The following is a 16,483-nucleotide window of genomic DNA, read 5'->3' on the forward strand; positions in this document are numbered from 1 at the left end:
CACATTATTTCGCTTTGGCTAACACACTTTCTAACAAACCGACATGGTCAATGACGACATCTGCCGCTTCAAACGTTGCCTCTTGTCCTAATCCTGTACGGACGCCTACATTCAGCGCACTTTTCATATTTTGACCGGTCAACATATCATTATCCGTGTCGCCCACCATTATCACATCTTTCCCACGCACACCGCGATTCCATAACGGCTGAAGCAAACGAATATCTGGCTTCTCATACTGTCCATCATTCGTTGAGATGACCATATCAAATACATCCGTCAATTGCGTTTCTTCCAAAAATTGTGTCACACCCGTATGATTGTCACTCGTTACGATACCTAACGCGTAACCTTGCGCCTTTAAACGTTGCACTAATGCCGCTACACCTTCATACAATTCAATTTCAGGGACACGTTGACTGATGAGCGTTTGACTTCGTTGCGCAATCCATTCTCCCATCTCTTCATCCGAAAACTGTTGGAAAACCGCAATCAAATCTTTCAATGTTCCCCCGTTCATCACACTATCCTTCTCAAATCGCCCCTCTTTAATGCCAATCGCACGATACACCGCTTGTCGACGCTCAAGTTGGAAATGGTCACATACATCATCGACCAGTTGAATTCCGGTTTTCGTCCAACTCTCATCAAAATGAATCAATGTCCCATCTTTATCAAATAAAATCCACTTCGTTGCATTCATTCATATGCCTCCGTTCATCTCATTTCTCTCTTTATATCAAACTAAAAGTGACAAAAACAACTCAAAAAGACCTTTTTAAATCATTCCGTCACGTCCAACACATTCTTATGTTACAAAATCTTTCTATTAAAGAAAATAGCATTTCAATATTTATTCAATGTTTAACAAACAGTTAAGAACCATTTAATTTTTTTATTTTATATATGATGTAAAATATAGCAGAAGGAGTGATGAACATGAAAAAACTAAAACCAAAAAAACGATTAACATCACTAGTATTAGCCACTACCATGCTTTTAGGTATCATGAACACTGGCGTTAGCCATGCTGCTTCAGACGAAAATCAACCGGAACTCAAATTAGCAACGCACAATGTTTACATGCTTTCTGGTTATCTTTATCCTAACTGGGGACAAAGTAAGCGTGCAGATTTAATTTCAAAAGCAAAATATATACAAGATAACGATGTAGTGATTTTTAATGAAGCATTCTACCCGACTTCAGCAAATCAGCTACTCAATCATTTAAAATCATCCTATCCACACCAAACCCCCGTACTCGGTCGTTCATATTCAGGGTGGGATCGTACGGAAGGTCATTATTCAAGTACAACTTTTGAAAATGGTGGTGTTGCGATTATCAGTAAATACCCAATTAAAGAAAAGATTCAACACGTTTTCCGACATGGCTGTGGTTTTGACAATGACAGCAACAAAGGCTTTGTCTACACAAAAATAGAAAAGAACGGAAAATTTGTTCACGTTATCGGTACACATACACAATCTGAAGACTCTCGATGTGGTAGAGGTCAAGACCGAGCAATTAGAGCTGAACAAATGAAAGAAATCAGTGACTTTGTTAAAAACAAAAACATCCCTAAAGATGAAGTCGTTTACATTGGCGGAGATATGAATGTAAACAAAAATGCTGGAAACGGCGAATTCCAAGACATGTTGAAAAACTTAAATGTTAATGATGTCCTTTACGCAGGTCATTCAAGCACATGGGATCCTCAATCTAACTCAATTGCCAAATACAATTATCCACATAGTGCACCAGAATATCTAGACTATATTTTTGTAGATAAAGATCATCGCCAACCTGGCCAACTCATTAACGAAGCTGTAGCTGAAAAATCACCAACTTGGGATGTTTACAAATTCCCATACCTTTACGTGTATAACGATTACTCTGATCACTATCCAGTAAAAGCGTATAGTAAATAAAAGTAGTCCTAAAAAATCATTATCTTTAGCTCACGTATATTCAATCACACCTGTTCCTTTCCCGACAACTAAACAGGTAACTCTAATATTTCCATAAAAACCGAGACGTTCGTCATCCATCGCGATACATCTCGGTTTTTTATATGAATCAACTGCACGGCTCATCATACAGCGCTGTTTATAACGGCGTTTCATTCAACACAAAATACAAGCGCCCTTCCTCAATCCATTTATGCTACAGTAAAAAACTAGAAACCCCTTCATATCAGGATTTCTAGCTTTTGATGGTGATTAATTCAACTCAATTAAGACGATGTGAAACTTTATTTTCAATTTCTTCATGAAAGTTATGATATAAACCAGATTGCAATAAAACTATAATGGCAGTATTTTTACTAACATTTTCTCGTTGCATATATTGATTTAATTGCTTATCTATATGAGAGGGTAGACGTAATGTGAACCTTGTTTGTTCTTCAATTTTTTTAGTAATTGGTTCTGGTATAGGCGTACCTACATTTAAATTCGCTTCAAACCAATCTTTTTTTATTGTTAAAAGATCATTTACAGCTTTTATTTCTGAATCACCAGTACCAACAAGTCCATCTAGTTCTTCATATTTAGCTATAAAATATTCACTACCATCATAATCCGTATCCTGCTCTATTTTTAACGTATAAGGTAATTTTAAATAGTAATTTATATCTTTCATGCTATCACCTTTTCTAAATCTTTTAGTAAAGTTTCAATATGATATTTGCGTATAGGATCTGTAATATTAACTGTTCTCATAGGGATTTCTTTACATAAAGGATGTCTATACATCATATGTCCACCCTTACCTCTATGATTCATTACCTCAAAACCGTACTTCCTTAGTAGAGAGATAAAATCTTTTTTATTCACATTTCTTGGATTGTTTTTTATTTTCTCTAATATTTTATCACGTTTAGTCAAATAAATGCCACCACCCTAGTGTCACTTATATACCATTACTTTAATAGTATATAAAATAATTTCAAGGCGTAAATGTAAAAACTAGAAACCCCTTCATATCAGGATTTCTAGCTTTTGATGGTGATTATCTTTCATAATGAGGAACGACAACGCGCCAACCGTGTGGGTCTTCTAATTGTCCACTTTGAATGCCTGTGTAATGATCATACAGTTTTTGCGTAATTGGACCTGTTTCATTGTTATTAATCACGATTTCTTCTTCTCTGTATTGCAACGTACCCACTGGTGAGATGACAGCGGCTGTACCTGTACCGAATACTTCTGTAAGTGCACCGCTTTGATGTAATTCATACAATTCATCAATAGAAATGCGGCGTTCTTCAGTTTCATAGCCTAATGATGCAGCTAATTCTAATACTGTTTTACGCGTAATACCTGGTAAAATACTACCGTTTAATGATGGTGTCACCACTTTACCATCGATGACGAAGAAGATGTTCATGCTTCCGACTTCTTCCACATATTTTTGTTCCACACCATCTAGCCATAACACTTGGTCAAAGCCGAGTTGGTTTGCGTTGGCTTGTGCAAGTAAGCTTGCCGCATAGTTTCCAGCTACTTTCGCAAATCCGACACCACCACGTACTGCACGCACGTACTCATCTTCTACGTAAATTTTCGTTGGACGTAACGAATCTCCGCCATAATATGAACCTGATGGCGATAAAATGATTAATAAACGATACTCGTGAGAAGGATGTACGCCTAGAACGCCTTGTGTTGCGAAAACAAATGGACGGATGTAGAGCGATTGACCTTCTCCATCTGGTACCCAATCCCGATCGATATCGACAAGTTGCTTCAATCCTTCTAATAATAACGCCTCATCAATTTCTGGCATTTTTAAACGATCTAATGATTGATTGATACGTTTAAAGTTTTCCTCAGGTCTAAATAAGACAACCTCGCCATCATGCTTATATGCTTTTAATCCTTCAAAAACAGCTTGGCCGTAATGGAGACTTTGTGCGGCTGGTGACAGTTCAATTGGACCATAAGGAATAATCTTTAAATCGTGCCATCCTTCATCTGATGAATATTCAAAACTTAACATGTAATCGGTAAAGATTTCACCAAAAGTGAGTGTGCTCAAATCAGGTTTTTCTTTTAATGCAGGGCTCACTTTTAATTCGATTTTTTCTGACATGATTATTCCTCCCATATGTAAAATATAATATTAACCATTATAGCAATGACCGACCTATAATTCAATGAGTATTCCGAAAATTAAAATAATTGCTTTTTATGATTGACACGTGTGTAATAAGTTGTATTTGCACGAGAGATAAACGCACATAAAAATAGTGCGAAATATGAACACGATACCGCATCCTTATCTCGCACTACTTTAACAATTTTTATGCTTTATGACTTTCTTTTTCACGAATCCCTTCAAGCATACGGACTGTCATTTTTTCTAAGTCATACTGTGGATTAAAGCCCCATTCTCCACGTGCACAACTCGTATCAATGCTATCTGGCCAACTTTCCGCAATATCTTGACGGGCTGGATCAACATCATACGTTAATTCAAAGTCTGGAATATGGGCTTGAATCGCTTCTTTAATCATTTCAGGTTCAAGACTCATCGCACTCAAGTTATAAGCATTACGATGGATGAGTTTGCCACCATCTGCTTCCATTAATTGAATAATCGCGTCAATCGCATCGTCCATAAACATCATATCCATATACGTGTCTTTTTGAATATAGCTCGTATATTTGCCTTCTCTCACAGCTTGGAAATAAATATCAACCGCATAATCCGTCGTGCCACCACCCGGCTCTTTAACGTATGAAATGAGCCCTGGGAAACGCACGCTACGAGTATCCACACCAAACTTAGTGAAGTAATAGTCACATAACAATTCACCTGATACTTTGTTAACACCGTACATTGTGTTCGGACGTTGAATCGTCACTTGCGCTGTATTTTTCTTAGGTGTGTCTGGTCCGAAAGCACCGATTGAACTTGGCGTGAAAAATTGTAAATTGTATTCACGTGCTGTTTCTAACGCGTTCACTAAACCACCCATGTTCAAGTTCCATGCGAGTAACGGATTTTGCTCACACGTCGCTGATAACAATGCTGCCATGTGCATCAACGTGTCAGGTTTAAATGATTCCACTAATTGAACCATTTTGTCTGCGTCTGTAACATCGAGAATTTCAAATGGTCCCGCTGCCACAATAGAATTCGCTTCCGGTTCACGAATATCTGTCGCTAACACATTTTCATTGCCATAAATTTCACGACATTTTGCAACCAATTCTGTTCCAATTTGCCCTAACGCACCGGTAATCATAATTCTTTTCATTATCTTCCATCTCCAATCTGTTTCTCTCATGCGGACATATGTATTCTATGTACAATCATTCCATGTCATATACACTCAGATTATATCACTTAAGCGCTTTCTTGTATACGTATAGCATACACTAAAATACAGTAACGACACCAAACCTTTTGCTTAAAATGAAAAAGAGGGTTATGACAACTGAATGCCCTAACCCCCATTGCACTATTGATTACAGTAAGCATTTTTCTTTAACATAATCATAATGACCTTCAAATCTTTCTAACTTTTTGTCTTTTAATAAATAAGTAACATTAAATAGTTTATTGAGAAAGTAACGATCATGTGAAACTGCAATAATAGTCCCTTCATAATCTAACAACGCCTCTTCTATTGTTTCTTTTGCATCTATATCTAAATGGTTTGTAGGTTCATCTAATACAAGTAAATTGTAATTTGAATTCACGATTTGTGCCCAGCGTAGTCGGATTTTTTCACCACCACTTAAATCTTTAACTTTTTTAAAGACATCTTCTCCATAAAACATGAAATTTGCTAAAATATGTCTAGCTTGTCCTTCTGATACATTAACTTTTTCACGAAATACATTTAATAAAGTCTCATTGTGCTCGTTTTCAAATTCATGTTGTGACAGGTAGCCTATTTTTAAATTATCTGGCGTTTTAATCATACCACTATCACTTGAAACCATCCCTAAAACCAACTTTAATAGTGTAGATTTCCCTGTACCATTATCTCCTATAATCGCTACATGTTCACCTCTTCTTACCAACATATTCACATTTTCATATAATAAATCATCATATCTTTTAGTAATATTTTTCATTTCAACCACTCTATTGGAAACACGTTTTCCTTCTTGTAATTGCATTTTCATTTTTGCTGCTTCTATCGTAGGTCTTTCCAAACGTTCAATTCGATTTAAAGCTTTTTCCATATTTTTTGCCCGACGATACATGGAAGCATTTGGCGGATTCGCTTGGCTAGCCCATATTCTTAATCGTTGAATCGACTCTTTCATTTTTTTAATTTTCTTTTGTTGTGTTTGATAAGCTTCAAATTCATTTAAAAGCCGCTTCTCTCTTTCCTCAACAAAATATGAATAATTTCCATTGTAAAAGTGTAGCTGCTTTTGATCTATTTCTATAATTTGATTGACAGTCTCATCTAAAAAATAGCGATCATGTGAAATAATAACAGCAGCACCTTGGTAATTTTTTATATAGTTTGTTAACCACTCAATCGCTTTAAAATCAAGGTGGTTTGTAGGTTCATCTAATAATAACAACTCTGTATGTTGGATTAATATTTGCGCAATAACCACTTTTGTCCGTTCTCCTCCAGACAAATCTCCCCAAACTGACTCTAGTAAGTGCGTTATATTTAAGCCATGGGCGACTCTACGTATTTCGGCATCCATTTTGTATCCGCCATTTTCATCGTAATAAGTCTGTAATTCTCCATAACGTGCCATTAACATATCGATATTGTCTATTTCTTTACTCATTCTGTCTTCTAATTCTTCAAGTTGCTCCGATACCTTATTTAACTCCTGAAATACAGATTTTAAACACTGATATACCTTTGCATCTTCTTCATATTGAGGCGTTTGGTTTAAGTATCCTATTCTAATATTTTTCTTCCAACTCACTACGCCTGTTGAAGGCTTTTCTATACCTGAAAGTAATTTCAATAAAGTTGTTTTTCCTTCTCCATTACGTCCAACTATACCTATTTTGTCACCAGTGTTAAGCGTGAGTTTGATATAATCAAATAACGTTTCTTCTGTATAATTTTTCGTTATATTCGATGCATTTAATAAATTCATCATTCTTCCTCCATATTATCTATAAGGAAGAACTTTAAAGTGTCCGTTCCTTATAGTTTGATTCAACACTTCAAAAAGGACAGACTCCACCAATTTTGAAATTAAAGTCGCAAATTTGTTGCGTATAATCTGTAAATATCTGCAACTATCAACTATAAGAAACATACAGGACACCTCCTCACACATGACTTCATTCATATTTTACTATAAATAAGCGTTTTCATACAGGATGTTTTATCTTCAACATTTAAGTCTATAGATAAGCAAAAGGACAAGTTTAAAAATATTCCATCAATAGCATCAAAAATGTTTATATCCTATTCCCCCTTATACTAAGATGCCAATAAAAAAAGCAGTACACCCTAAGATGCACTGCCCTACTTACATATTCTATTCGATAATGCCGAGTTCTTTACCGACACGCGCATACACTTCTAATGCTTGATCTAACATTTCTGTTGTATGTGCAGCAGTCGGCATATTACGTACACGACCCGTACCGCGTGGAACTGTTGGGAACACAATCGATTTCACGTAAATGCTTTCTTCCATCAAACGTTTACTGAATTGTTGTGTTTTCTTTTCATCACCAATAATCACAGGTGTAATCGGTGTTTCAGATTGACCTGTATCAAAGCCTAAGCGTGATAAGCCCTCTTTTAAGTAATTTGCATTTTCCCATAAACGGTCATGCAATTCTGTTGAAGCCATTAACTTTTTCACGGCTTCCGTAATCGCCTTTGTATCTCCAGGCGCTAATGACGTTGAGAATAAGAATGGACGTGATTGCGCTTTTAACCAATCGATCAATTTTTGTGAACCAGCAACATAACCACCAACAACACCGATTGCTTTTGATAATGTCCCGATTTGGAAGTCGACTTTATCTTGCAAGCCAAAGTGTTTCACCGTACCTGCACCTTTACCCATCACACCTGAACCGTGTGCATCGTCTACATACACCATAATGCCATATTGTTCGCAAATTTCGACGATTTCAGGTAATTTGGCAACGTCGCCGTCCATACTGAAGACACCGTCAGTAATGTACATCACTTTGTTGTATTGACCTGATTCAACAGCTTCTTTCGCTTTTTGACGCAAATCATCCATATCTGAATGGTTCACACGAATAATTTTCGCTTTTGATAATCGACAACCATCAATAATTGATGCATGGTTCAATTCATCAGATAAAATCGCATCATTTTTATTCATCACGGCTGAAATCGCTGCCATGTTACAGTTAAAGCCTGATTGATAGGCAACTGCTGCTTCTGTTCCTTTGAACTCAGCTAATGTCGCTTCTAACTCGTCATGTAAGTCTAATGTCCCGTTGATTGAACGGACCGCACCAGCACCGACCCCATGTGTATCAATTGCGTTTTTAGCTGCCGTTTTTAAATCTTCATTTGTCGCTAAACCTAAATAGTTGTTTGAAGACAAATTGATATATTTCTTGCCGTTAATTTGAATTTCTGGTCCATTTGCACCTTCAACTGTATCAATTTCGTTATACAGTCCATTTTCTTTTAAATGGTTCAAATTTTCATCAAGAAAGTCGTTTAATTGTTGTACCACCTGAATTTCCCCTTTCACTTTTAAATCTCCTTAATCATAACGCATTTTGAACAAACTTAAAAGCAAGTGTATAATAAATGCCATAATCGAATTGAAGGAGAGAATACGCGTGACCGATTGGTTCCAATTGGCTTATGACAAAGAACAGGAGATGGTTCAAACTCGGCGCTATCTGCATCAACATCCTGAATTGTCATTTCAAGAAACAAAAACACATGCCTATATTTTGCAACGACTTCAACAATTAAATTTTGAAATTGACGAAAAAGTTGGAAGGAACGGCATTATTGCACGAATCACAGGAGATGAATCAGGTCCGACGATTGCATTACGTGCGGATTTTGATGCACTCCCGATTGAAGATTTAAAAGAGGTGCCTTATCGTTCTCAAGTTCCTGGCGTGATGCATGCGTGTGGTCATGACGGCCATACGACGATTTTATTGACCGTCGCTGAATTACTCCATGCGCATCAGTCTCAATTAAAAGGAACAGTCGTCTTAATTTTCCAATATGGTGAAGAAGTGATGCCTGGCGGTGCGCAAGAAATGATTGCAGATAATGCCTTAATGGGTGTCGATAAAATATATGGCAATCATTTATGGAGCGGTTATCCGACTGGGACGATTCACACACGACCAGGTCCGATGATGGCACAACCAGACGAATTTAACATCACCATTCATGGTAAAGGTGGCCACGGGGCTAAACCACACGAAACGATTGATCCGATTGTCATCCTTGCAGAGTTTATTTTAAGCGCACAAAAAATCGTTTCTCGTACGTTAGACCCTGTCAAACAAGCCGTGATTTCTTTCGGTAAAATTGAAGCCGGTGAAGCTGATAATGTCATTCCTGATACAGCGACTTGTCGTGGTACTGTGCGCACTTTCGAAACAGATGTCCAAGCGCATATTTACCACAAGATGGACCTGTTACTCCAAGGACTCGCACTGGCTAACGATGTCACTTATACGTTTGATTACATTAAAGGCTATTTGCCTGTTTACAACCACGAAGCATCAGCAAATATCGTTAAAAATGCCGCTCATGCGCTAAACTTCCGATACCAAGAGTCCGATTTAATGATGGTCGGTGAAGACTTTTCATTTTATTTAAAAGCAAGACCTGGCGCATTTTTCTTAACTGGCTGTGGTAACGCTCAAAAAGGCACAGATTGGCCACATCACAGTCCGCATTTTGATATTGACGAAGATGCGATGAAATACGCCGTGAGCACATTTATGAAGATTTTAGAACTTGAAGGCATATTCAAAGATTAACAGAAAATAACATGAGGGAGATGGGATACGAAAATTTTTGATGCTATAGCTACAGTATTTTTGTTTAACTTGCCCTCACCCTACGATCTATGTTTTTGATTGCCTTCATGGCTTCGCGTTCGTAGGGGCTGAAGGGAGGTTGTGACAAAAGCGCTTAGGAGTTGAGCAGAACCGAGCGATGAGCAAAATTGATTTCCAAATTTTGCCGAAATCGCGGGAGTTCTGTCGAAAATCCTGCTCTTGGAACACCGTTTATTGATTCCCAGGGCACCCATTCATTGTGGATTTTAGGAGCAGTACAGAAATCCCATGTGAAACAAAGATTTCGTCGTACTGCCCCCGCAAGGCTGACTAGACTTCTCAAAAGCGCATGCATTGAGAAGTCAGACTGCTACTGCTATAAACAGTAACCACTATTAAAGTAAAGAAGTCAACGTCAGCAGTATGCACGCATTCCCTCAGGAGTCTCAGCCTTCTGGGCAATCTTACTTCAAATACAGCAAACTGAGGGCAAGTTTATGAAATCAAGAAATCAATAGCATCTTTTTTGTATCCCATTCACTCACATTTTCACACAGTTTTAAAATCATTAATAAATAATCAATCTAAAATTCGTTTGAATGAGACTGGGAAAACTTGATGTCCCGGTCCCGTTTCCTTTTCTCTATAAAATTTCACAATGGAAGGAATGTTACGATGGGAGATACACTCTATCAACATGGAACTCTGGGTACACTCATGGCTGGCTTATTAGAAGGGACTGCAACGATTCAAGACATCCTCGAACAAGGTGATGCGGGTTTAGGCACGTTAGCTGGATCGGATGGTGAAGTCATTTTTATAGACGGTCAAGCATTTCACGCCAATGCGCAAAACGAATTCACGCAACTCACTGGAGAAGAACTCACGCCTTTCGCGACAATTACACATTTCCAGGCACACCATACGTTTAAAGCGACAAATCAATCCGCGCAACATGTATTAGCGCAGGTCCGAACTAAAATGCGTAGTCCAAATGCCTTTTCAGCAGTCAAAATTACCGGGACATTTCAACATATGCACGTACGAATGATGCCCGGACAAACCCCTCCATATCGTCGCTTAATTGAGTCCGCACAGCAACAACCCGAATATTCGCGCTCCAATATTTCTGGTACACTCATTGGCTTTTATACACCCGAACTGTTTCATGGCATTGGCGCAGGTGGCTTTCATCTTCACTTTGTCGATGATGCGCGAACATTCGGTGGGCACGTGTTAGATTTTCACATTGAAGTAGCTGACGTCGAAATTCAAGATTTTGAGACGCTGACGCAACATTTTCCAGTCCACCATCGCTCGTTCACAGAGGCTGAAATTGATTATGAGGATATCAATGAAGAAATTAGAGAAGCTGAGTAAAGTGTTAAAGCAGTGTCTAAAAAAGGGAAGAAAAGCATCGCCCTTTTCATCTTTACAGTAAATAAAAAAGAGCTGGCCGAGGCCAACTCTTTTTTTATCTATATTTATGATAGATTATTGTTCGATGTTAGTTACAACGCCTGATCCTACAGTACGTCCACCTTCACGAATTGAAAAACGAGTACCGTCTTCGATAGCGATTGGAGAAATTAATTCAACTTCCATTTCAACGTTATCGCCAGGCATTACCATTTCAGTACCTTCTGGTAAGTTTACAACACCAGTTACGTCAGTAGTACGGAAATAGAATTGTGGGCGGTAGTTAGAGAAGAATGGTGTATGACGACCACCTTCGTCTTTTGATAATACGTAAACTTCCGCTTTAAATTTTGTGTGTGGTGTGATTGAACCAGGAGCCGCTAATACTTGACCACGGTTGATGTCTTCACGTGCAACACCACGTAATAAAGCACCAATGTTGTCACCAGCTTCAGCGTAGTCTAATAACTTACGGAACATTTCTACACCAGTAACAGTTGTTTTAGAAGATTCTTCAGTTAAACCGATGATTTCAACTTCGTCACCAACTTTGATTTGACCACGTTCAACACGACCAGTAGCAACTGTACCACGACCTGTGATTGAGAATACGTCCTCAACAGGCATCATGAATGGTTTGTCTGAGTCACGGTCTGGAGTTGGAATGTAAGTGTCTACAGCTTCCATTAATTCTAAGATTTTTTCTTCGTATTGTGCATCGCCTTCTAAAGCTTTTAATGCTGAACCAGCGATTACAGGTACGTCATCACCTGGGAAGTCGTATTCAGATAATAAGTCACGTACTTCCATTTCTACTAATTCTAATAATTCTTCGTCGTCTACCATGTCAACTTTGTTTAAGAATACAACTAATGCTGGTACACCAACGTTACGTGATAAAAGAATGTGCTCACGAGTTTGTGGCATTGGACCGTCAGCAGCAGATACTACTAAGATACCACCGTCCATTTGAGCAGCACCAGTGATCATGTTTTTAACATAGTCAGCGTGTCCTGGGCAGTCAACGTGTGCATAGTGACGTTTCTCAGTTTGGTACTCGATGTGTGAAGTATTGATTGTGATACCACGTTCTTTTTCTTCTGGAGCGTTGTCAATCATGTCGTATGATTGTGCAACTGAGTCACCATGTTTTGCTAATACAGTTGCGATTGCAGCTGTTAAAGTCGTTTTACCATGGTCAACGTGACCGATAGTACCAATATTGGCATGTTCTTTTGAGCGATCGAATTTTTCTTTTGCCATTATGAAATCTCTCCTCTTTGATTAAGAATTATTATTTTAATATCTCTCATGAAAGTTACTCACCAACATGAGATAGATAATGTTATTTCCTTTATAAATCATTTCTTGGAAAAAATCAATTTAAAAACCAGTCGCTATTTGAGTTACCCTCAAGGACGACGCGTCAAACTAAGATGATGAATTATTCACCTTTGTTCTTTTTAATGATCTCTTCAGAAATTGATTTAGGTACTTCTGCATAGTGATCGAAGTACATCGTGTACGTACCGCGACCTTGCGTGTTAGAACGTAATGAAGTTGCGTAACCGAACATTTCTGAAAGTGGTACATAAGCGTTAACAACTTGTGCGTTACCACGTGGTTCCATACCATCTACACGTCCACGACGAGCAGTAACGTCACCCATGATGTCACCCATGTATTCTTCAGGCATTTCGATAGTAACTTTCATCATCGGTTCTAAGATAACTGGATCACATTTTTTAGCAGCTTCTTTAAGTGCTAATGATGCAGCAATTTTGAAGGCCATTTCAGATGAGTCGACATCATGGTATGAACCATCAAATAATTTAGCTTTCACATCGATTAATGGATATCCAGCTAATACACCATTTTCCATTGCGTCTTTAAGACCTTGTTCAACTGATGGGATGTATTCACGAGGAACAACACCACCAACGATAGCGTTTTCGAATTCGAAACCTGCGCCTGTTTCATTTGGTGTGAATTCAATGTGAACGTCACCATATTGACCACGACCACCAGATTGACGTGAGAATTTACCTTGAACGGCTGCAGAAGACTTGAATGTTTCACGGTAAGATACCATTGGTGCACCCACGTTTGCTTCTACATTAAATTCTTTCTTCATACGGTCAACAATGATGTCAAGGTGAAGCTCACCCATACCACCAATGATAACTTGACCAGTTTCTTCATCTGTGTGCGCTTTGAAAGTAGGGTCTTCTTCTTGAAGTTTCACAAGCGCTTGCGTCATTTTATCTTGGTCTGCTTTTGATTTAGGTTCAACTGATAAGTGAATAACTGGCTCTGGGAATTCCATTGACTCAAGGATGATGTCATTTTTCTCTCCACAAAGTGTATCACCTGTACCAGTATCTTTAAGACCTACAGCCGCTGCGATATCACCAGAATATACAGTGCTGATTTCTTCACGTGAGTTCGCGTGCATTTGTAAAATACGACCTACACGTTCACGTTTACCTTTAGTTGAGTTTTTAACGTATGAACCTGAAGTTAAAGTACCAGAGTAAACACGGAAGAAAGTTAATTTACCAACGTAAGGGTCAGTCATAACTTTAAATGCTAATGCAGCGAATTCTGCATCGTCGTCCGCTTTAGCGATAACTTCTTCATCAGGATCATCCGCACGATGACCAACGATTGGTTTAACGTCTAAAGGTGATGGAAGGTAGTCAATTACTGCGTCTAACATTAATTGAACACCTTTGTTTTTGAATGCTGTACCACAAAGTACTGGGTAGAACTCAACATCTGTTGTTGCTTGACGGATTGCGTCTTTAAGCTCATCAACAGTGATTTCTTGTTCTTCAAAGATTTTTTCCATTAAGCTTTCATTTGTTTCAGCAACAACTTCAATCAATGCTTCACGTGCTTCTTCAGCGCGTTCACGATAGTCTTCAGGAATTTCAGTTTCTTCAATTTCAGTTCCTAAATCGTTCGTGTATTTGAAACATTTCATTGTTACTAAGTCAATGATAGCTGAGAATTCATCTTCAGCACCGATTGGTAATTGAATTGGTGCAGCATTTGCTTGTAAACGGTCATGTAAAGTGCTTACAGCGTAATCGAAGTTCGCACCGATTTTGTCCATTTTGTTTACAAATACGATACGTGGTACACCGTATGTAGTTGCTTGGCGCCAAACCGTTTCAGTTTGAGGTTCTACACCTGATTGCGCATCAAGAACTGTTACCGCACCATCAAGTACACGTAATGAACGTTCAACTTCTACAGTGAAGTCTACGTGCCCAGGTGTATCGATGATATTTACACGGTGATTTTTCCATTCAGCAGTTGTAGCCGCTGAAGTGATCGTAATACCACGGTCTTGCTCTTGTTCCATCCAGTCCATTTGTGAAGCACCCTCATGTGTTTCACCAATTTTGTGGATACGTCCAGTGTAATAAAGAATACGTTCAGTCGTCGTCGTTTTACCAGCATCGATGTGCGCCATGATACCGATATTACGAGTGTTCTTTAAAGAAAAATCTCTTCCCATGGGTATTCTTTCTCCTTCCAGAATATAGGATTATATGATTAGATATAGCTTTACCCTAAGCATGTATAGAACTGTTCAACCAACGGCTAAAAAGCAAGTTGATGGCACTATACAGAAATTGCTCAGGGAATTCGCAAATATCTTACCAGCGGTAGTGAGCGAATGCTTTGTTCGCTTCAGCCATTTTGTGAGTGTCCTCACGTTTCTTAACTGCACCACCAGTGTTGTTAGCTGCGTCTAAGATTTCGTTAGCTAAACGCTCTTCCATAGTTTTTTCACCACGAAGACGCGCATAGTTTACTAACCAACGTAAACCTAAAGTAGTACGACGCTCTGGACGAACTTCTACAGGTACTTGGTAGTTTGAACCACCTACACGGCGAGCTTTAACTTCAAGTACTGGCATAATATTGTTGATTGCTTCATCGAAAACTTCCATTGCATCACGACCAGAACGTTCTTGAACTAAGTCGAATGCTGAGTAAAGAATACGTTGAGCAGTTCCACGTTTACCATCTAACATAATCTTGTTGATTAATTTTGTTACTAACTTAGAGTTGTGAATTGGATCTGGTAACACATCTCTTTTAGGTACTGATCCTTTACGAGGCATAATACAAGTCCTCCCTTCCTATTATAGTATATTTGATTTCTTTCATCATGATTAAATGAGATTTTTACAATCTTTTAATCTTATTTTTTAGGTTTTTTAGTACCGTATAACGAACGGCTTTGCATACGACCGTCAACACCTGACGTATCTAATGCACCACGAACGATATGGTAACGCACACCAGGTAAGTCTTTTACACGTCCACCACGTACAAGTACAACACTGTGTTCTTGTAAGTTGTGTCCGATACCAGGGATGTATGCGTTGATTTCAATGTTGTTTGATAAACGCACACGTGCATATTTACGTAACGCTGAGTTTGGTTTTTTAGGAGTCATTGTACCCACACGTGTACATACGCCACGTTTTTGTGGAGAATTCAATTTAGTGAATTGTTTCTTTTGACTGTTAAAACCTCTATTTAAAGCTGGTGAATCAGATTTTTTAGTTTTGCTTTGTCTTGGTTTACGTACTAATTGGTTAATAGTAGGCATTCAAGTTTCCTCCTCTCTTCATTTCTTAATCCCACACATCCAGGTGGTTCATTTTTTGGTTAAATAAAATTTAGTAAGCATCATACTTACTAATCTCACTTGAGCAAAGCAACGACTGTCGCCTTTACATTTATACCAACATATTCTCCAAGTGCTTGTCGACTTGAAAAGAATTCGATAGGTATCATATTTTGATTGGCAAAGCTTAACACGCGCGCAAGCAAATGCACATTCACATCTTCGCCGATAATCAGTTTGTTTACGCGTTGATCACGAAGCGCTTTTAACGTTTCCTTCAGACCAACCACGTAGGCTTGTTTGTCAAAGCGTGTGACTTTTTCATTAGACATTTACATATCCTCCAAAGTACTGCTTGCATCAACCTTTACTATATTATCATTTTAGCAAATCGTTCGTCAACAGTTATTCGAAAATATTCTATGATTTTGTTGAAG

Annotated in this window: 16 protein-coding genes; 3 read left to right on the forward strand and 13 right to left on the reverse strand. The window is 38.3% G+C overall.

From position 1 onward, the window contains the following. Positions 1-4: 4 nt before the first annotated feature. The gene (locus tag EL101_RS11810; RefSeq protein ID WP_096597785.1) at positions 5-703 is read right to left on the reverse strand and encodes an HAD family hydrolase; all 699 of its coding nucleotides are present in this window, start codon (positions 701-703) and stop codon (positions 5-7) included. 236 nt (positions 704-939) lie between these two features. Here EL101_RS11810 and sph point away from each other — a divergent pair, with 236 nt between their 5' ends. After that, on the forward strand, positions 940-1,929 hold the full coding sequence (gene sph, locus EL101_RS11815) for a sphingomyelin phosphodiesterase (RefSeq protein WP_096540432.1): 990 nt from the start codon (positions 940-942) through the stop codon (positions 1,927-1,929). 30 nt (positions 1,930-1,959) lie between these two features. Here sph and EL101_RS13305 read toward each other — a convergent pair whose 3' ends face one another. The 7 genes from EL101_RS13305 to EL101_RS11845 form a co-directional block, all read right to left on the reverse strand. Then, complete coding sequence (locus tag EL101_RS13305; protein WP_160215376.1) at positions 1,960-2,124, reverse strand: hypothetical protein; 165 nt, start codon at positions 2,122-2,124, stop codon at positions 1,960-1,962. 106 nt (positions 2,125-2,230) lie between these two features. Beyond that, positions 2,231-2,641 (reverse strand): type II toxin-antitoxin system HicB family antitoxin, encoded by a 411-nt coding sequence (locus EL101_RS11820; RefSeq protein ID WP_096597787.1) that lies wholly within the window; start codon positions 2,639-2,641, stop codon positions 2,231-2,233. Further along, the gene (locus EL101_RS11825) at positions 2,638-2,886 is read right to left on the reverse strand and encodes a type II toxin-antitoxin system HicA family toxin (RefSeq protein ID WP_096597789.1); all 249 of its coding nucleotides are present in this window, start codon (positions 2,884-2,886) and stop codon (positions 2,638-2,640) included. Before EL101_RS11825 ends, EL101_RS11820 begins: the two co-directional genes overlap by 4 nt. Positions 2,887-3,010: 124 nt before the next feature. Continuing rightward, positions 3,011-4,093: a branched-chain amino acid aminotransferase gene (locus EL101_RS11830; protein ID WP_096540434.1), complete on the reverse strand. Its 1,083-nt coding sequence runs from the start codon at positions 4,091-4,093 to the stop codon at positions 3,011-3,013. A gap of 211 nt (positions 4,094-4,304) precedes the next feature. Next, on the reverse strand, positions 4,305-5,264 hold the full coding sequence (locus EL101_RS11835) for an L-threonine 3-dehydrogenase (RefSeq protein WP_096597791.1): 960 nt from the start codon (positions 5,262-5,264) through the stop codon (positions 4,305-4,307). Positions 5,265-5,475: 211 nt separating this feature from the next. Further along, entirely contained in the window at positions 5,476-7,092 is a 1,617-nt protein-coding gene (gene abc-f / locus EL101_RS11840) for a ribosomal protection-like ABC-F family protein (protein WP_096597793.1), read from the reverse strand. Positions 7,093-7,482: 390 nt separating this feature from the next. Further along, positions 7,483-8,673, reverse strand: coding sequence for a glycine C-acetyltransferase (locus EL101_RS11845; protein WP_096597834.1), 1,191 nt, complete (start codon positions 8,671-8,673; stop codon positions 7,483-7,485). Between the two features lie 109 nt (positions 8,674-8,782). On the opposite strand from EL101_RS11845, the gene EL101_RS11850 reads away from it, so the two are divergent. Next, positions 8,783-9,955 carry a M20 family metallopeptidase gene (locus EL101_RS11850; protein ID WP_096597795.1) on the forward strand — a complete coding sequence of 391 codons (1,173 nt, stop codon included), beginning with the start codon at positions 8,783-8,785 and terminating at the stop codon, positions 9,953-9,955. Between the two features lie 696 nt (positions 9,956-10,651). Next, the gene (gene budA / locus EL101_RS11855; protein WP_096597797.1) at positions 10,652-11,356 is read left to right on the forward strand and encodes an acetolactate decarboxylase; all 705 of its coding nucleotides are present in this window, start codon (positions 10,652-10,654) and stop codon (positions 11,354-11,356) included. Between the two features lie 114 nt (positions 11,357-11,470). Here the strand turns inward: budA and tuf are convergent, their stop codons facing one another. The 5 genes from tuf to EL101_RS11880 all read right to left on the reverse strand — a co-directional run bounded on the left by tuf (position 11,471) and on the right by EL101_RS11880 (position 16,378). Beyond that, on the reverse strand, positions 11,471-12,658 hold the full coding sequence (gene tuf / locus EL101_RS11860; RefSeq protein ID WP_019166641.1) for an elongation factor Tu: 1,188 nt from the start codon (positions 12,656-12,658) through the stop codon (positions 11,471-11,473). Between the two features lie 181 nt (positions 12,659-12,839). Further along, complete coding sequence (gene fusA, locus EL101_RS11865; RefSeq protein WP_096597799.1) at positions 12,840-14,921, reverse strand: elongation factor G; 2,082 nt, start codon at positions 14,919-14,921, stop codon at positions 12,840-12,842. Positions 14,922-15,063: 142 nt separating this feature from the next. Continuing rightward, complete coding sequence (rpsG, locus tag EL101_RS11870) at positions 15,064-15,534, reverse strand: 30S ribosomal protein S7 (protein ID WP_014614746.1); 471 nt, start codon at positions 15,532-15,534, stop codon at positions 15,064-15,066. 80 nt (positions 15,535-15,614) lie between these two features. Then, positions 15,615-16,028, reverse strand: a complete 414-nt coding sequence (gene rpsL, locus EL101_RS11875; RefSeq protein ID WP_014614747.1) for a 30S ribosomal protein S12 — start codon at positions 16,026-16,028, stop codon at positions 15,615-15,617. A gap of 95 nt (positions 16,029-16,123) precedes the next feature. After that, positions 16,124-16,378: a ribosomal L7Ae/L30e/S12e/Gadd45 family protein gene (locus tag EL101_RS11880; RefSeq protein ID WP_019166643.1), complete on the reverse strand. Its 255-nt coding sequence runs from the start codon at positions 16,376-16,378 to the stop codon at positions 16,124-16,126. Positions 16,379-16,483 lie beyond the last annotated feature (105 nt).

Origin of the sequence: Staphylococcus delphini, from assembly GCF_900636325.1 — a bacterium.
GTDB classification, from domain to species: Bacteria; Bacillota; Bacilli; order Staphylococcales; family Staphylococcaceae; genus Staphylococcus; species Staphylococcus delphini.